Source organism: Rahnella victoriana, assembly GCF_004330295.1.
GTDB lineage: Bacteria > Pseudomonadota > Gammaproteobacteria > Enterobacterales > Enterobacteriaceae > Rahnella > Rahnella victoriana.
On the sequence record NZ_SJOJ01000028.1, the window covers coordinates 1 to 17,023 of the forward strand.

Annotated in this window: 15 protein-coding genes and 1 pseudogene; 12 read left to right on the plus strand and 4 right to left on the minus strand. The window is 51.4% G+C overall.

The features are described from left to right. The 7 genes from EYY67_RS24535 to tssJ form a co-directional block, all read left to right on the plus strand. Nucleotides 1-545, plus strand: a 545-nt coding sequence (locus EYY67_RS24535) for a putative type VI secretion system effector (RefSeq protein WP_278248215.1), incomplete at its 5' end; no start/stop codon positions are given. A 410-nt stretch (nucleotides 546-955) separates the two neighbouring features. Next, complete coding sequence (locus EYY67_RS19900; protein ID WP_131694233.1) at nucleotides 956-1,225, plus strand: PAAR domain-containing protein; 270 nt, start codon at nucleotides 956-958, stop codon at nucleotides 1,223-1,225. Between the two features lie 5 nt (nucleotides 1,226-1,230). Next, entirely contained in the window at nucleotides 1,231-2,376 is a 1,146-nt protein-coding gene (locus EYY67_RS19905) for a hypothetical protein (protein ID WP_131694234.1), read from the plus strand. Continuing rightward, nucleotides 2,373-5,735: an ImcF-related family protein gene (locus EYY67_RS19910; protein ID WP_131694235.1), complete on the plus strand. Its 3,363-nt coding sequence runs from the start codon at nucleotides 2,373-2,375 to the stop codon at nucleotides 5,733-5,735. Before EYY67_RS19905 ends, EYY67_RS19910 begins: the two co-directional genes overlap by 4 nt. Before the next feature lie 8 nt (nucleotides 5,736-5,743). Beyond that, on the plus strand, nucleotides 5,744-7,507 hold the full coding sequence (gene tssF, locus EYY67_RS19915; RefSeq protein WP_131694236.1) for a type VI secretion system baseplate subunit TssF: 1,764 nt from the start codon (nucleotides 5,744-5,746) through the stop codon (nucleotides 7,505-7,507). After that, nucleotides 7,471-8,553 (plus strand): type VI secretion system baseplate subunit TssG, encoded by a 1,083-nt coding sequence (gene tssG, locus EYY67_RS19920; protein WP_131694237.1) that lies wholly within the window; start codon nucleotides 7,471-7,473, stop codon nucleotides 8,551-8,553. Before tssF ends, tssG begins: the two co-directional genes overlap by 37 nt. Continuing rightward, nucleotides 8,540-9,076 (plus strand): type VI secretion system lipoprotein TssJ, encoded by a 537-nt coding sequence (tssJ, locus tag EYY67_RS19925; protein ID WP_207391107.1) that lies wholly within the window; start codon nucleotides 8,540-8,542, stop codon nucleotides 9,074-9,076. Before tssG ends, tssJ begins: the two co-directional genes overlap by 14 nt. Nucleotides 9,077-9,158: 82 nt before the next feature. Here tssJ and rlmG read toward each other — a convergent pair whose 3' ends face one another. Continuing rightward, entirely contained in the window at nucleotides 9,159-10,310 is a 1,152-nt protein-coding gene (gene rlmG / locus EYY67_RS19930; RefSeq protein ID WP_131694239.1) for a 23S rRNA (guanine(1835)-N(2))-methyltransferase RlmG, read from the minus strand. 170 nt (nucleotides 10,311-10,480) lie between these two features. Between rlmG and EYY67_RS19935 the strand changes: the two genes are divergently transcribed. The 5 genes from EYY67_RS19935 to sstT all read left to right on the plus strand — a co-directional run bounded on the left by EYY67_RS19935 (nucleotide 10,481) and on the right by sstT (nucleotide 15,386). Beyond that, entirely contained in the window at nucleotides 10,481-10,987 is a 507-nt protein-coding gene (locus tag EYY67_RS19935) for a M48 metallopeptidase family protein (RefSeq protein ID WP_013573860.1), read from the plus strand. A gap of 22 nt (nucleotides 10,988-11,009) precedes the next feature. After that, a complete protein-coding gene (locus EYY67_RS19940; protein ID WP_119823354.1) occupies nucleotides 11,010-11,999 on the plus strand; it encodes a Gfo/Idh/MocA family protein in 990 nt (329 codons plus the stop codon). Nucleotides 12,000-12,022: 23 nt separating this feature from the next. Further along, the gene (locus EYY67_RS19945; protein ID WP_131694240.1) at nucleotides 12,023-12,769 is read left to right on the plus strand and encodes a glutamine amidotransferase; all 747 of its coding nucleotides are present in this window, start codon (nucleotides 12,023-12,025) and stop codon (nucleotides 12,767-12,769) included. Nucleotides 12,770-13,070: 301 nt separating this feature from the next. Beyond that, nucleotides 13,071-14,039, plus strand: coding sequence for a TerC family protein (locus EYY67_RS19950; protein ID WP_095925224.1), 969 nt, complete (start codon nucleotides 13,071-13,073; stop codon nucleotides 14,037-14,039). 135 nt (nucleotides 14,040-14,174) lie between these two features. After that, nucleotides 14,175-15,386: a serine/threonine transporter SstT gene (gene sstT, locus EYY67_RS19955; RefSeq protein WP_131694241.1), complete on the plus strand. Its 1,212-nt coding sequence runs from the start codon at nucleotides 14,175-14,177 to the stop codon at nucleotides 15,384-15,386. 42 nt (nucleotides 15,387-15,428) lie between these two features. On the opposite strand, the gene EYY67_RS24540 is transcribed toward sstT, so the two are convergent. The 3 genes and pseudogenes from EYY67_RS24540 to EYY67_RS19970 all read right to left on the minus strand — a co-directional run bounded on the left by EYY67_RS24540 (nucleotide 15,429) and on the right by EYY67_RS19970 (nucleotide 16,936). Next, nucleotides 15,429-15,584: a hypothetical protein gene (locus tag EYY67_RS24540; protein ID WP_165497986.1), complete on the minus strand. Its 156-nt coding sequence runs from the start codon at nucleotides 15,582-15,584 to the stop codon at nucleotides 15,429-15,431. Nucleotides 15,585-15,853: 269 nt separating this feature from the next. Then, a pseudogene (locus EYY67_RS24770) lies at nucleotides 15,854-15,931 on the minus strand (type VI secretion system tube protein Hcp); the annotation flags it as partial. Between the two features lie 351 nt (nucleotides 15,932-16,282). After that, the gene (locus EYY67_RS19970; protein WP_131694244.1) at nucleotides 16,283-16,936 is read right to left on the minus strand and encodes a hypothetical protein; all 654 of its coding nucleotides are present in this window, start codon (nucleotides 16,934-16,936) and stop codon (nucleotides 16,283-16,285) included. Nucleotides 16,937-17,023: the final 87 nt, after the last annotated feature.

The following is a 17,023-nucleotide window of genomic DNA, read 5'->3' on the forward strand; positions in this document are numbered from 1 at the left end:
ATACCAGTTGCCTGAGAAGCGAATTTAAAGATCCAGACAGATTAGAAGGATGTTTCGCCAGTTTAAACATTTATATTGCCAGTCGAACTGAATCGATAAATGAATATGACGAGACATATCATTCATCAAATGCTACAGAATCCAGCGAAGAGAGGCAAAACAGGGAGTATATCGATACACTGCGTGAACGTGTTATCAGGGCAAAAGAATACCTCAGACAAGTCGAAGCGGAGACAATCAAACGGGATAACGAGGGTGCCTCACTTTTATTACTCTTACAGTTTTTTGCCGGGGATGCGCCTCACGCTCGGTTTAATGACGGGAAAAGAAAAGTGTCAAAATGCTCTTATATTAAAGGAAAAGTCAATGGGAAGATTTTTTCAGGCTGGGTACGTCAAACCAATGTCCAGGTCAGGGATTATGTAGAGATGGCAGCAATGTCTGAGGAGAATAATTATTATATATACGCTTTAGCCACACCCAACAAGGGAATTATTTCGACAATTCCAAACTGTTATGCAGGCCGCATGCTATCCAAACATTAAGCAATTAGCAACGATGTATGGCAAGTTTTACACAATAGTTTTTCTTATCATGTGCCTTTTTGAAACACCCACTATTGAGCAACTTCTCTATGCTATTTTGGTCGTTTCTTCTTTTACTGCGGCAACGACTTACTTCGTTTACAGAGGCATGATTAATGACAATCGTGCTCTAGGGGAGTTATTTGAGTAAATTTGTGATGTGTTGAATATCCCAAATGAAAAAAAGTTAAACCTGAGTGAATATACTGATATGAAAAATAAATGTGAAATATAGAACCTGGAGTCGGTGAAATTTCTGGACCGCAAAAAGCCAAACAAAGTGATTTTAATATTAATTACTACCCTACAAAAAATTAATTAACAAAACGTTACCCTTTCTGACTCCCAACATTTAAACAGAGAAAAATATCATGCCAAAAGGAATTATACGGCTGGGCGATAAACTGACCAGCGGTGGCGTAGTGATGTCTGCTTCATCCACCATGATCATTGAAGGCATTGTTGCCGCGTTAATTGGCGATGTCGTCATTTGTCCCATTTTAGGTCATGGGGTCAATCGTATTGTGAGTACCACACCCACATGGCTCTCAGACGGCAAACAAGTGGCTTTCGATCAGGCCATCTGTGCCTGTGGTTGCAAAGTACTGAGCAGCCTGCCCACCACTCATATTGAAGGATAAGGATAATGTCCTGGGATATTCCCCTGCCGTATGTCGTCAGTCATCCGGCCCCCCTTCAGTGGAACGGATGGTGGCGTGGCCTTTCACTTCTGGTGATGCTTTGCGTTGCTGGCGGATGCAGCCTGTGGTTCTGGCTTAAAGATCCGCTGATTTTACTGCTGACCTTTGGCGCGGTGATTACCATCACCATGCTGTTTCTGGGTATTGCCGGCTGGCGGTTGTTCAGTTACGGCGTCAATGCAGAACACGCTGAAAGTATGGAGCAGCAAAATGAATGGCATCAGGAAAAATGGCAGGAATGGGCACAATCGGGTCTTAATATCGTGGATTTCAGCTACATATTCCCTTCCGAAGTCCCGCACCCTTTTGAACACCGGACATTAGTTAACAATGAGGTGGGATTTTCACTTCCATCACGCCCTCCCCTTCTGTATCTGTTCGAAGAATTACTGGCTCCTTTAGCCGCTTCCCTCAGGATGCTTCAGAACCCGCTTGACGTTTATCTACCCTGCAATGATGACGATGCCGCCCGGCAGGCTTTTGCCCTGACATGGGAAAAACTGGGTTTATCACTTTCAGCAGTCTCCGATTTCTTCAGTGGTGCCGTGACAAAACCCTGGGCTGACCAGACGACACAGTGGCTAAATGACGGCAATAAAAACGCTAAATTATTGATATTTTTCCAGTGGCCAGAAAATGATGAACCCCGGATCCATACCGACGGTGCTATCGCATGGTTAATTGCTGCGAATGAGTCAGGTACGGTCAGGTCACGTTGTCGTCTGCTACGTCCTGTGACAGGCACAAACGATGCAGCGGCAGATAACGCCAGCGTGTTCCTGAAATATCAGACATCGGCGATAAGCGTTTCAGATCAGTGGTATAACCAAAATGCCATTGCTGCACAGAATGACCTGACTCTCGAACGCTGCAGGAAACTGCGTGTGCAAAATCCGGCATCCAATCCTCCTGTGCCGGAACAACAGTTCATCCCGTACTGGCTGGGAAAACCCGGCCGCGCCACTGACTATTTTACAATAACCCTCATGATGCTGATGGCCGAATACCGTCACGCACCGCAATCATTGGTTCTGTCGCAGGATGACGCTTTGGTATTTGCGACTGTCTCTCCCGGAGAAGACATTTCATGATTAATCCCTTTGCATCCCGCCCTTCCGGAGCCAGTTTGCTGGCGATGGTATTTGGTGCGATTCTCGCTGCGGTTTTGTATTTCTTTAGCGAACGCTGGGGGCTCAACCCGTTGTTGCGCAGTCTGATCTGGGCGTTGGGCATGGCACTGTTATTCGGGGCGATGGCTATTTATCGCAACTCACGACGGAACCCTCCCGCTAAGAACCCCGTATCGAAAAAAGAAACGCACTCTGCCGGTGACGTCGAAACACAATTATCTTTCGCACAAGAGATTAGCGTCTATCTGCGCCACCGATATGGACGTTTCTGGCGGTCAAAAGTCCGGTTAGTTGTCCTGGTCGGTCAATCCAGGCTGGTGGGGATGATTGCGCCGGAACTGATCTCACAGCAGTGGGTTGAGGCCGATGGCACCGTACTGTTATGGGGCGGTAACATCAACTCAGCATCAGACAGCAATCGTATTTCTGCGCTGCGCAAATTACGCCGCCGCCCGCCTCAGGCCATCGTCTGGGTATGTGATGCCCGTCATCAGCAGGTGTCGCTGACCGACACCGCCGCCCGTCAGTTATGTGAGCGCGCGAAATTACTCGGCTGGCAGGTCCCTCTTTATGTCTGGCAGATTGAAAATAGTGAATCTCCCCCGACGTCCCGTGAAACACAACCCATCGGATGCTTGTTACCCGCAAACAGTACGCCGCAAATGCTGGAAGAAGCGCTGCGGGAACTGACACCACAACTGACGGTGCAAGGTACTCAGCAGGTTCTTCAAAAGCCCGCCGACGATTTCATGTTACGTCTCTCACATCAGTTACTGAACGGGGGAATTGCACGCCTGCGCGAAACCCTTACGCCCTTATTATCAGGCCCCTATGCTGCCCCTTTACGCGGCATCATGTTTAGTCAGCCATTACGCACCGCCGGAGGCATTGATAAATTTCGCTGGTTGCCGGATGCCAGCTGGAAGGGGATCCTCAATGACTTGTCCTCCGTCCGGCCAAAACGTATAGGGCTCCCCTGGGCTAAAGGTCTGCGTTGTTCCCTTGCCGGATTATTAATTTTCTGGTGTTTCGCCGCCGTGTTGTCGTTTACCGCTAACCGCGCCTTACTCAGGGAAAGTGCCGACCTCACTGTCAGGGCATCTGCTCATAATATCCCGCTGGAAAAACGCCTGATTAACCTGCAGGAACTGCAACGAAAAATCAGCCAGTTACAGTACCGGGCCGTCTCCGGCGCACCCTGGTATTTACGCTTTGGTATGAACCAAAATGAAGCGCTCCTGACCGCACTCTGGCCTCGTTATGAGAAGATTCATTCCGCACTGATCCGCGACGCCTCCGTGGCCAGACTGACGCAACTGATGAACGTCTTACTCAGCCTGCCCCCTGATGATCCACAGCGTAACCCGATGGCCAGGCAAGCCTATGACCAGCTCAAGGCTTATCTCATGATGGCTCGACCGGATAAGATGGACGCGCAGTACTTCACCACGACAATGATGCAGCAGTGGCCCCGGCGCAACGGCGTGAGTGACGCGGTATGGCGTAATTACGCCCCTTCGCTGCTGAGCTTTTATGCCCAAAACTTATCTGGGCATCCTCAGTGGAAAATCATGCAAGATGAAACGCTGGTGGATCAGGTGCGCGCCTTACTGTTACGCCAGATTGGCATGCGAAATGCCGAAGCGTCGCTATATCAGAAGATGCTGCTACAGGTTGCCCGCAACTACGCCGACATGCATCTTGAAGATATGGTGGGTGAAACGCCTGTCCACCAGTTATTTAGCACCGATAATGTGGTTCCGGGGATGTTTACCCGCAAGGCCTGGGAAGAGGCGGTACAGCCCGCAATTGATAATGTGGTTAACACCCGCAGGGATGAAATTGACTGGGTGTTGAATGACAATAAGCATCCTGTCAGAGAAGATATCTCACCGCAGGCGCTGAAAGCACGGCTGACTGAGCGCTACTTTGCAGATTTCTCCGGCGCATGGCTCGGCTTTCTGAACAGCATTCACTGGCGGCGTGCAGACACGTTATCTGATGCTATTGATCAGCTGACGCTGATGGCTGACATCAGACAATCGCCGCTGGTCTCCCTGTTAAACACGCTGGATTATCAGGGGAAAACCGGCCAGCATAATGAGGCATTGACCGAATCACTGGTCAAATCGGCTCAGAACCTGATTCATTCCGATCAAAAACCCGCCATTGATCAGCGTGATAAAGGCGTTAAGGGGCCACTCGATGACACTTTCACACCCTTAATGACATTGATGAACGGCAATGCCGGCGGCGACGGGTATAACTCACTGAGTGTGCAAAGCTTCCTGACGCGGATCACACGCGTACGTCTCCGGTTACAACAAGTGACCAATACCGCTGATCCACAGGCCATGACCCAGGCACTGGCGCAAACTGTCTTTCAGGGAAAATCGGTGGATGTCACCGATACCCGTGATTACGGCAGTCTGGTAGCCGCCAGTCTTGGTCAGGAGTGGAGCGGATTTGGCCAGGCTATGTTTGTTCAACCGATGGAACAGGCCTGGCAACAGGTGCTCGCTCCCACCGCAGAGAGTATTAATACGCAGTGGCGAAACGCTATTGTTCAGGACTGGAGCGACGATTTTAATGGCCGCTACCCCTTTGCGCCCGTGCAAAGTGAAGCCTCTCTGGCCCTGATGTCACAGTATCTGCGTAACGACACCGGACGTATTACCCGCTTCATCACCACCAATCTCAATGGCGTGATTAAACGTCAGGGGCGTCACTGGGAACCGGATCTTATCAGCGCACAAGGGTTACGTTTTGATCCGGAATTCCTCCAGGCACTGAATCAGCTTTCCGAACTGGCAGATGTGGTGTTCACCCATGGTGATGCCAGCCTGCATTTTGAACTGATGGCGAAACCGGCCAAAGATGTTATGCAAACCGAGCTGACCCTCGATCAGCAAAACCTGAAATATTTTAATCAGATGGAAAGCTGGCAGCCCTTCAGCTGGCCAGACAGCCAATGGAAACCCCGGGTAACCTTAAGCTGGGTAAGTGTCAGGGCAGGCACCCGTCTGTACGCCGATTATCCAGGAAGCTGGGGATTTATCCGTCTGCTGGAAAAAGCAAAGGTGACGCAGATTGATTCCAGCACCTTCAGGCTCATGTGGAAAGCTCCTGATGGTTTACCTCTTAACTATCTGATGCGAACCGAGGCGGGAGAAGGTCCGCTGGCGCTACTGGCTCTTAAAGGATTCAAAATGCCGCAATCGATTTTCCTTTCTTCACCGGCCACTGCAAATGATGCCGGATTGCAAATGACAGGGTCTGCTACGGGTGACCGACAATTCACCTCCGACACCTCAGATTAAGGGTTTTCATGGAAGATTTAACTTCACGATATTTCGATGCTGAAATGCGCTATCTGCGGGAAGCCGCCAGAGAGTTTGCTGTTGCCCACCCTGAACGAGCAAATGAAATAGGACTGATGACGCCCGGGAGTGCTGATCCGTCCGTGGAACGCCTCTTTCAGGGCTTCTCTTTCTCTATGGGACGACTGCGGGAAAAGATTGACGATGACTTGCCGGAACTCACCGAAGGTCTCATTAGTATGCTCTGGCCACACTATCTGAGAACGATTCCCTCGCTCTCTCTGGTGGAACTGGCACCTGTCTGGCAAGAGATGAAAATTACGGAAACGCTTGCAGCGCATTTTGAAGTCATATCGCAGCCTGTTGACGCTGAGGGTACCCACTGCCGCTACCGCACAACACGTGATTTGCAGTTGCAGCCCCTGTCATTGTCACATGCCTCGCTGGCAATGGAGCCCGATGGACAGCACATTATCCGCCTGCGTTTTCGCTGCAGCCGGCTGGCGAACTGGCAATTGGTTGATCTCTCATGCCTGTCAGTCTATTTGAATGGCGATGCTCCGTTAGCCTCCGCGTTGCTGCTGGCGCTGACGCAACAGGTGAGAAAATGCTACCTGCGCATGCCCGGACAGGTCGACAGACACCCCGTCACCTTGAATTTTCAGGCACAAGGATTAGAAGAGCAGGCTGACCTCTGGGAACGTGGTGATACAACCTGTAGCGGATACCAACAGTTGCTGGAATATTTTACCTTCCGCGAAAAATTTATGTTCGTCGCCGTCAATGGATTTGAGCAGGTGGACTTCCCTGCCACACTGGAATGGTTTGAAGTAGACATCGTGCTCAACACACCGTTTCCCTCAGATTTTTCCTTCGATGCCAGCCATTTACGTCTGCACTGCGTGCCGGTGATCAATCTTTTCTCGCTTGACGCCAAACCGTTAAACATCAGTGTTCAGGAAACTGACTATCTCTTGCAACCACTGCGGCAACAGGCAGCCTATACCGAGATATATTCAGTCGATAGTGTCACTTCATCCCGCCGCACGCATGAGCAGGTTTACACTCCTTTTCGCACTTTCCGTCATCGTGGTGGTTCGCTGCGCCGAAGTTTACCCGCTCGCTACTACCACACCCGTGTCAAACCGGGAGTCACCGGGCTGCATGATACCTGGCTGATTTTGGGCGGTGATGGATTTGAGCGAGAACGCCTGCTCGCTGAAGAAGCGTTGACCTTAAGTCTGACCGGCACACATGGCCAACTTCCTCGTCTTGCGCTGCTCAGCACATTACTGAACACCACTACGCAGGCTATGCCGGTACCGCTTAGCATCCAGAATCTTTGCCCCCCAACCCTGCCAGCGTATCCGCCAAAACGTGATCAGTTTCACTGGCAGATTTTAAGTCATCTCGGCACTCATTTTTTATCCATGATGGATAACGCAGAAGTATTGCGTAATACGCTGGCTCTCTATGACTGGACAGAAAGTGAAGCTAACCGGCGCCGTCTGGATGCCATCGTAAAGACAGAACACTTCAGGCTGCAGCGCTTTGAAAAAGGGTTACTCCTGCGTGGCGTTGATATTGAAGTCACCGTGGAAGCGCAGGGTTTTTGCGGTGAGGGGGATATTTATCTTTTTGGCGAGATACTTAACCGCTTTCTGGCACTTTACGCCGATATTCATTTGTTTAACCGACTCACTCTTATCGTTCAACCCTCAGGAAAATGTCTGCAATGGAAAGAGAATCACAGCCAGTATATTCCCGGCTGATACGGGATATGGGCGACAAACTGCCTTACACCAACTTTTACCGATTTTGTCAGTTGATTGAACAATCCACCCCTCAACATCCGCTTCTTGGCAGTACCAGTTCCCCAAAAGATGATCTGATACGTTTTCGCCCCCATCCGGGCATGGGCTTTCCAGTCAGCGAGTTCAAGGCACTTCAGTACGACGCGCAACATCCTGAACGCCCCCCGACTGTCAGAACCACTTTTCTTGGTTTATATGGCGTAGATTCCCCCCTGCCCAGCAGCTATGTGGATGACATCGCTCAACAGCGAGAAGGACATGATGCCGTCGAGGAATTCCTGGATATTTTCAATCATCGCATCATGACCCAGTTCTATCGGATATGGCGGAAATACTCATATCCGGCCAGCTTCGAACAAGGTGGCACAGACGAAACATCAAAACGCCTTCTCGGACTCATTGGTCTGGGCATTCCGGGGACAGCGAAAAATATCGCCACGCCGGTGTCTCGCTTTCTGGCGTTACTTGGCAATATGCGAATGCCAACCCGAACTGCGGAAGGCACTATAGCTCTGGTTCATTTGTTGTCGTCGGAGACAAAAGCCACCGTTCGTCCTCACTACCCGCGCAGCATCGCCATTAAACCATTACGATTTGGCGATAAAACACCACTTGGGCTGTGGCCAGTGCTCGGTAATTCGGCCAAAGAGGTCAACAGCATGTTTGAACTGCAGCTCTTCACGGAAAATCCGGCAGTGGCGCAGGCGTGGCTGCCAGGAGGGCATTTATCAGAGGATTTGCAGATTTTGTTAAGGGTGTATCTCGGATGGCGGGTTGATACCCGCATTCTGCTGACACTGCCGCGTCGGATACTGCCCCCGGCCAGGCTGCAAACCACCGCAGATAGTGGTTTCAGGGGGCAGCTTGGTTACACCGCCGTCATGCGCGCCGTATCCGAATCATCGCAAGCCACGCTGACACCCACTATCACCATCCGGCTGTGTGACTATCAGGGGCTAAAGCCTAATCGTAAAATCCGGGAGGTAACAAATGTGTGCTTTTAATTCCCGGTGGCGATATCCGGCAGTAATGACCCTTGTGATCTTGTCCGGACTGACGAACGGATGCGGGTTGACCCAGTCTATTTCAGATGGCACGTCCGCAATGACCAAAGCCATTTTCTACAAGCAAATTAAAACACTGCAACTGGACTTTATCGCCCGGGCCTCGGTCAATCCCGATGAAGAAGGCGCTTCACTGGCGACGGAGGTCTGGGTATATCAGTTAAAAGATCGAAAGGTTTTTGATCAGACGGATTATCAGACCTTGCTTACACAGGCCAGTACCGTACTAAAAGAAGATATCTTGGCCGGGAAAGACGTTCGTGTACGTCCGGATGCCGGTGCCACGCTTAATATGCCCATGGAGAAAGAGGCATTGTATGTCGCGGTGGTTGCGCATTTCAGAACGCCGGACCTTCAGAAAGAGTCATGGCGTCTGATTGTGCCACGCGAAGAACTCATTCCCGATACACCGCTGAAAATAGTACTTGAAGGAAGTACGTTGCAGCTCAAAGCCGAAAAATAATCAAAGCCCCCATCAGATATCAGAAACTCCAGCCGAAAAAAAAGCCGCGATAAGCGGCTTTTTCATGTCAGCGATTCAGCGATCAGTGATGCGCAGCGGTTTTCACGGCACGCAGGATCACGAATTTCTGGTTGGTGGCGATGGTGGTGCAGTTGCCGAACAGGCGACGCAATTTCTGGTAGTAATCCAGATGGCGGTTGCCGACGATGCGCAGTTCGCCGCCGGTTTGCAGGCAACGTTTGGCGTCGCAGAACATGCGCCACGCGGTGTCATCGCTGATCACCGTGCCCTGATGGAACGGCGGGTTACACAGCACGGCGTGCAGCGTTTCGCGCTCAACACCGGCCAGCATATTGTTCACGTCAAAATGACAGCGGCTGAGATCCTGCGGCAAATTGTTTTCGACGTTTAGACGGCTCGACTCTACCGCCATATACGATTCATCGACGAACAGCATTTCCGCATCCGGGTTCAGCGCCAGCGCGGTCATGCCGATCACGCCGTTACCGCAGCCCAGATCCGCCATACGCCCTTCGATACCTTCCGGCAGATGCTGCATAAAGAAGCGAGCGCCGATGTCCAGACCGCCGCGTGAGAACACGTTGGCGTGGTTGGAGATACGGAATTCACTGTCATCCAGCGCCCATTCTGCAATCACCGGTTCGGCGGTTTGCGCAGGCAAAGTGGCTTCACAATGGATCAGACGGGCTTTTTTCCACGCCAGACTGGTTTTGGTCGGCCCGAGGATTTTCTCGAACAATTGCAGCGTAGAGGTATGAATATCACGGGCTTTTGCGCCGGCGATAATCTGGGTGTCCGGCGTCACCACTTCACGCAGCGCCAGCAATTGTTGTTCCAGCAGCGCCAGCGTTTTTGGCACTTTGATGATCACCAGACCCGGATTGATTGGCAACGGCACCAGGCTGCTTTGCGCCGCCACGCTGTCTTCGTCAAACCCGTTAAGGCGCAGGTTATGGCGCATCGCCAGCTGACTCATAAAGGAGTCATTGATGCTGGTCGGATGGTGCGGCTGCAATGCGCAGGCCAGCGTGCCAAAGGCATCGTTGAAAATAAGCAGCGGACGGCCGTTGAGCGCCTCAGTGTTCAGGTTTTGCAGCAGATATTCATCGGCCGCTTCCCATGCCTGCAACTGTGTTGCCGCTTCTTCCAGCGGATAACGTTCCAGACGCAGTTGCAATAACTGACCACCGGTTTCGGTTTCAAATTGGCTCATTGGCCCTCCTCATATTCAATTTGCGCTGTTTATCCCTTAATTTGGTCTATCAGTAAAACGTTTTTTCAGTTAAAAAGGGGTTTATCTGCCGGATCCGCGCGATCGTGACAAAAATGGCGCTGACCGGTACAGCATCTTTTCCCCGGCAATAAGAGACAAAGCAAACAGTTATGCCTGAATTGACCTATCTGCAAGGCTATCCGGAGTCGCTTCAGGCTCAGGTGCGACAGTTAATCGACCAGGAACGTTTAGGTAAAGTCTTGCTGACGCGCTATCCCGAGCCGCACGAACTGACCACCGACAAGTCGCTCTATCAGTATACGCTCGACCTGAAAAACCAGTTTTTACGCAGTTCATCGCCGTTAAGCAAAGTGGCGTACGACAATAAAATCCACGTGATGAAACACGCGCTGGGGCTGCATACCGCGATATCCCGCATTCAGGGCGGCAAGCTGAAAGCCAAAGCGGAAATCCGCGTGGCGACGGTGTTTAAAAGCGCGCCGGAAGCGTTTCTGAAAATGATCGTGGTGCATGAACTCGCGCACCTGAAAGAAAAAGAACACAACAAAGCCTTCTACAGCCTGTGCTGTCATATGACGCCTGACTATCATCAGTTAGAATTCGACACGCGCATGTACCTGACGCATCTGGAAATATTCGGTAAGTTGTACCAATAATAATTCACTATAGGGATTTCACATGATTCGCTTCGCAGTCGTCGGCACTAACTGGATCACCCAGCGTTTTATTGATGCCGCACACGAGAGCGGTAAGATGAAGCTGACCGCGATTTATTCCCGCACGCTGGATGGCGCGAAAAAGCTCGGCGAGGATTATCCGGTTGAGCATTACTTTGATTCCCTCGAAGAGATGGCCGCCTCCGATCTGATTGATGCGGTGTATATTGCCAGCCCGAATTCCCTGCATTATCCGCAGTCGCTGTTGTTCCTCCGTCATAAAAAACATGTGATTTGCGAAAAGCCGCTGGTCTCCAACCTGCGTGAAGCCGAAAGCCTGATCGCCTGTGCGAAAGAGAACAACGTTGTGCTGTTCGAAGCCTTCAAAACCGCGTATCTGCCGAATTTCCTGCACATGAAAGGCGCGCTGAACCGCATCGGTAAATTGCGCAAAGCCATTCTGAATTACTGCCAGTATTCCTCACGTTATCCGCGCTATCTGGCCGGTGAAAACCCGAACACCTTTAATCCGGCGTTTTCCAACGGCTCAATCATGGATATCGGCTATTACTGTCTGGCCAGCGCCATTTCGCTGTTTGGCGAACCGGAGTCGGTCAAAGCCACCGCGACCTTGCTGGAAAGCGGCGTTGATGGTCAGGGGACGGTGATTTTGTCGTATGCCGGTGATTTCGAAGTGGTGATCAACCACTCCAAAATCAGCGACTCCCTGCTGCCCAGTGAAATTCAGGGCGAGGACGGCACCCTGCAGATGGAAAAACTGTCTGAATGCCAGACGCTCAGCCTGACGCCACGCGGCAGCCAGAAGCTGGATCTGACCCAGCCTCAGCACATCAACACCATGCTGTATGAAGCAGAAACTTTTGCGATTCTGGTCGACAGCCAGTTTGTCGCGCACCCGGGGCTGGAAGTCTCGCGCATCACCGCCAAAGTGCTGACGGAAATCCGCCGTCAGACCGGCGTGGTGTTCCCGGCAGACCAGCAGCCTTCATGATTCATTCCATTCGGGAGTAACAGATGAGTGCACCCAGCCAGAAACCGCTGTTGATTTTACAGACCGGCCACGCGCCGGAACCTATCCGTCGGGCGCACGATAACTTTCCGCAGATGTTTATCCGTCAGGGCGATATCGATGCGCAGCAGGTGGTGATTGTCGATTTACAGGCGGGTGAGCGCCCGTTGCCGCCGGAAAATTATTGCGGGGCGATCATTACCGGGTCGCGCAGCATGGTCACCGAGCATCTGGCGTGGAGCGAAGACGCGGCGGACTGGGTACGGCTGGGCATGTTGCAGGAATTGCCGATGTTCGGTGCCTGCTACGGTCATCAGCTGATGGCGTATGCGCTGGGCGGCGAAGTGGATTACCATCCGCAGGGCATTGAAGTGGGTACGCACGAGGTCACGCTGACGCCAGCCGGGCATCTGGATCCGCTGGTGTCACAGCTTCCGGCGCAGTTCGCGGCCAATCTGATCCACCTGCAAACCGTCATTACGCCGCCTGCGACCGCGACGGTGCTGGCGAAAACAGTGCACGATCCGCATCAGATCCTGCGCTACGGCCCGAATGCCATCAGCACGCAGTTCCATCCCGAATTCAGTCTGGCGGTGATGAAAACTTATCTCTCGTGGCTGGGATCCCTCGCCGAAGACGATACGGTGGATTTTGCACAACAGGCTCAGCAACTTAGCGAAACACCGCTCAGCCGCGGCCTGCTGCTGGCCTTTGTCGGCGCACTCGGCAAACGTCAGGCGCTGGCGGGTTAATGCGCTAAAATGTTTCTGAATGTTTGACACCAGACACATTTTGCATTAATTTGCGAACTGCAAAGGGGAGTAACTTCTTCGTCGGATAATCGTCATTACGGTGTCTGGACCCGCGCTCACGCAGCGCCGTCTCAGCCACCCGGTTACCGGGGCAAAGATAAGCATTCATAAGATGAATACTTATCTTTGTAAGTGAGACCTTGCCGGAAGGCGAGGTTTGCTCACAGCTCAAAAAATGAGCGGCTAACGTCTTCCGACGCTGGCCGTTTTTTTTTGATGTTTTTTCGAGGATATCGCAATGATGAACTCCGTAGGCAACCCGATGTTGTGGGGCTCCTTTGCCGTGGTAGTGATAATTATGCTCGCGTTCGACCTGCTGTTGCAGGGCCGCAAAGGCGCGCAAACCATGAGTATGAAAAGTGCCGCGATGTGGTCGCTGGTGTGGATAGGCCTGTCGTTGCTGTTCAACTTCGGCTTCTGGTGGTATCTCAACGGCGAGTTTGGCCGTGAAGTGGCCGATGCCAAGGCCACCATGTTCCTGACCGGCTATTTGCTGGAAAAAGCGCTGGCGGTGGATAACGTCTTCGTCTGGCTGATCCTGTTCAGTTACTTCTCCATTCCGGCCAACCTGCAACGCCGCGTACTGGTGTACGGCGTGCTCGGTGCCATCGTCTTGCGTACCGGTATGATTTTCGCCGGCAGCTGGCTGGTGGGGCAATTCAGCTGGATTTTGTATGTGTTCGGCGCGTTCCTGCTGTTCACCGGTATCAAGATGGCGCTGGCGAAAGAAGATGACGGCGAAGTGGGCGAAAAGCCGATGATCCGCTGGCTGCGCAGTAAAATGCGTATGACCGACGAATTGCAGGGCGAGAAATTCTTCGTGCGCCGTAACGGTATTCTGTTCGCCACACCGCTGCTGCTGGTGCTGATCATGGTCGAACTGAGTGACGTGATTTTCGCGGTCGACAGTATCCCGGCTATTTTCGCGGTGACCACCGACCCGTTCATCGTGCTGACGTCTAACCTGTTTGCGATCCTCGGCCTGCGTGCGATGTACTTCCTGCTGGCGGGCGTGGCAGAGCGTTTCTCGATGCTGAAATACGGTCTGGCGGTGATCCTGATTTTCATCGGTATCAAGATGCTGCTGCTCGATGTGTTCCACATTCCGGTGGGAATATCGCTGGGCGTGATCGCGTCGATACTGATCATCACCTTGCTGATTAACACCTGGGTGAACCGTCGGGCTGACCTCGCAAAATCCAAAAAATAAGCGGGCATCGATCGCAAAATACTGTCATCAGGCGGGCGCTAACAAGCGCCCGTTATTTTTTGAGCTAGATTCTGCTAGTCTCCTGCTTCGCCGTTCAGGACACGAACGGTGATAACGTATAAAAAAGGGAAAATCATGCAAACACCATCCTCTCCGTCATTTGTAAAACGCTTCACCGACAGCAGTCTGGTGATGCAAATTCTGGTCGGCTTAATCGCCGGTATCATCCTCGCGGCACTGGCGCCTGAAGTGGCACAAACAGCAGGTCTGCTCGGCAGCCTGTTTGTCGGCGCGCTGAAAGCCGTCGCGCCGTTGCTGGTGTTAGTGCTGGTGACCGCCTCCATTACCAATCATCCCAAAGGCAGGAAAACCGCGCTCGGCCCGATCCTGTTTCTGTATCTCTTCGGGACGTTTTCAGCGGCGCTGATTGCCGTCGTGGTCAGTTTTATGTTCCCCTCGACGCTGGATCTGAAAGTCGCGAACGTCGAAATCACGCCGCCGGGAGGCATTGCGGAGGTGCTGAAAGGGCTGATTATGAGCATTGTGTCTAACCCGTTCCGCGCCCTGATCGATGCGAATTATATCGGCATTCTGGCCTGGGCGATTGGCCTTGGGCTGGCGCTGCGTCAGGCTGCTGATACGACGAAAAATCTGGTCACGGATGTCTCGGTGGCCGTCACCAAAATTGTCCGTGTGGTGATCCGCTTTGCGCCACTGGGGATTTTCGGTCTGGTCGCCGAAACACTGGCCACCAGCGGATTTGGCGCACTCTACGATTACGCCCATCTGCTTGCCGTGCTGATCGGGTGTATGTTGCTGGTGGCGCTGGTATTTAACCCGCTGATCGTGCTGGTGAAAACCCGTCGCAATCCTTACCCACTGGTCTTTGCCTGCCTGCGTGAAAGTGGCGTCACCGCCTTCTTCACCCGCAGTTCTGCCGCCAATATTCCGGTCAACATGAACCTTTGCCGCAAACTGGGCCTGGATGAAGACACCTATTCCGTGTCGATCCCGCTGGGTGCCACCATCAATATGGCGGGCGCGGCGATCACCATTACGGTGCTGACGCTGGCGGCGGTCACGACGCTGGGTATTGAAGTGGATATTCTGACGGCGCTGTTGCTGAGCGTGATGGCGGCAGTATGCGCCTGTGGCGCGTCAGGGGTGGCGGGCGGTTCGCTGCTGCTGATCCCGATGGCATGCAGCCTGTTTGGCATTCCCAATGACATCGCCATGCAGGTTGTGGCTGTCGGCTTCATCATCGGTATTTTGCAGGATTCAGCGGAAACTGCGCTGAACTCTTCCACCGATGTGTTGTTTACCGCCGCAGCCTGTCAGAAACACTGATCCTTCCTGCACCGGGCAGCCCCTGCCGCCCGGTGCATTGCCTTACGGCTTCACGCCGTTCAGCAACACCTCCAGCGGGTACACCATCGCGATCACCAGTTCGTCATGGATCGCCGCCGCATCATCCAGCTGAGCCTGCGCCTGCTGGCGTTCCTGCTGTTCACCGGTATCAAGATGGCGCTGCTCGACGTGTTCCACATTCTTGTGGGAATATCGCTGGGCGTGATCGCGTCGATTCTGATCATCACCTTGCTGATTAACACCCGTGTGAACCGTCGTAACGATCTAAACAATACGCGAAAGTCATAGCATTAATCAGGAATAATGAATGGGCGGATATCACGCCCATTCATTATTTTACCTGTCTTATTTTCAATGAACTTTATCAAAGCTTATTTCCATCGGCATACCTCCATTCCGAGTACGAGCCCGGCCAACTGACCGAAGAGTAGCTTTGGCAGGCAATGCTACGCTGTGGCCCTCTCATTCCATTCATCCTTGTGTATGATATTACCGTCGCAGTGCTTCCAGGTAATCGCCTCATAAGCACCCACGCGGCCAGAAACTAACGAGCCGTCGATAATCGGAGAATTATTCTCATCTGTTAGAAATAAATAAGCTGGAATTGACATGTTATATCCTTATAAAGTTAATTATTACGTTTGTCTCTTCCTGTGATTTTATCAATCACTTTGTACAAGATGTATAGAAAAATTAACCAAGCTCCTATACCTACAAACTTCATCGGCCACGACTCGATGTACATAATGCAAAGTATTGTCCCAAATATAATCAATGGTGCAAATGCGAACTCAAATAAATAATAAATTATAAATGCGACTACTTTTTCGATTGCAGTAAGTACCATCTTGATGACTTTAAAAAACACCCCGTCTTTAGGCATTTATTTTCTTCCTCACCAACTCAATTATTTTTCTGAATGCAGGTTCGCCTTGCGTCATTCTGATATGCATCGCATCTACAAAAGGTTGAACGGTTGGCTCAAATAAGAAGTAAAGGAGATCATAGTCTTTCGCACTCAATAAATTATATATTTCTGGGTTCTCAGCCTCCAACCGTTCAGAGGTTCGTATTGAGCGCTCAGTCATACCACCAATTAACAACACTCCAGTTAATACAGCTATGGGTTTCGATTTAAATGTAGCTGAGATAAAAGAAACTCTTTCTAATACTGCAGCCGTTATCATAGCCATGATTGTATTAGTCCCCATCCTTCCCACAAATGATGTAATTACGCCTCTATATATATTGTCCTGCTCTGTTTCGGTAACGTAGATGTTAAACTTAGTAAAAATTATCTTAATCGCATCTATGATATGGTCATAATTCAAGATATCGTTTCTTATAGCGCCAGCCATTCTAATTCTAGCTGTTTCACGCCGGAACCGTGAGCCTGTATCAAACACACCATATGCCATATATCCTATATCAAGCGGCACGGTGAACGCACCGTTTATGAGGCCATTTACTGATTCGGGGGATAGAATAATCCCAGCAATACGCGTGGCTATATCATCAATGTCATCCATATTAGTCCCTTAGTTGTGATTCATTCCTATTCTAATGGTATTGCATTATACACGTACGCACTAGATTTTTTACTTACAATGTAGTTC

Coding starts and splice junctions, on each gene's coding strand:
- tssG (WP_131694237.1), top strand. CDS start 7,471: ATGGAAAGAGAATCACAGCCAGTATATTCCCGGCTGATACGGGATATG.
- EYY67_RS19950 (WP_095925224.1), top strand. CDS start 13,071: ATGAACTCCGTAGGCAACCCGATGTTGTGGGGCTCCTTTGCCGTGGTA.
- rlmG (WP_131694239.1), bottom strand. CDS start 10,310: ATGAGCCAATTTGAAACCGAAACCGGTGGTCAGTTATTGCAACTGCGT.
- EYY67_RS19940 (WP_119823354.1), top strand. CDS start 11,010: ATGATTCGCTTCGCAGTCGTCGGCACTAACTGGATCACCCAGCGTTTT.
- EYY67_RS19970 (WP_131694244.1), bottom strand. CDS start 16,936: ATGGATGACATTGATGATATAGCCACGCGTATTGCTGGGATTATTCTA.
- EYY67_RS19910 (WP_131694235.1), top strand. CDS start 2,373: ATGATTAATCCCTTTGCATCCCGCCCTTCCGGAGCCAGTTTGCTGGCG.
- EYY67_RS19945 (WP_131694240.1), top strand. CDS start 12,023: ATGAGTGCACCCAGCCAGAAACCGCTGTTGATTTTACAGACCGGCCAC.
- tssF (WP_131694236.1), top strand. CDS start 5,744: ATGGAAGATTTAACTTCACGATATTTCGATGCTGAAATGCGCTATCTG.
- EYY67_RS19900 (WP_131694233.1), top strand. CDS start 956: ATGCCAAAAGGAATTATACGGCTGGGCGATAAACTGACCAGCGGTGGC.
- EYY67_RS19905 (WP_131694234.1), top strand. CDS start 1,231: ATGTCCTGGGATATTCCCCTGCCGTATGTCGTCAGTCATCCGGCCCCC.
- tssJ (WP_207391107.1), top strand. CDS start 8,540: ATGTGTGCTTTTAATTCCCGGTGGCGATATCCGGCAGTAATGACCCTT.
- sstT (WP_131694241.1), top strand. CDS start 14,175: ATGCAAACACCATCCTCTCCGTCATTTGTAAAACGCTTCACCGACAGC.
- EYY67_RS19935 (WP_013573860.1), top strand. CDS start 10,481: ATGCCTGAATTGACCTATCTGCAAGGCTATCCGGAGTCGCTTCAGGCT.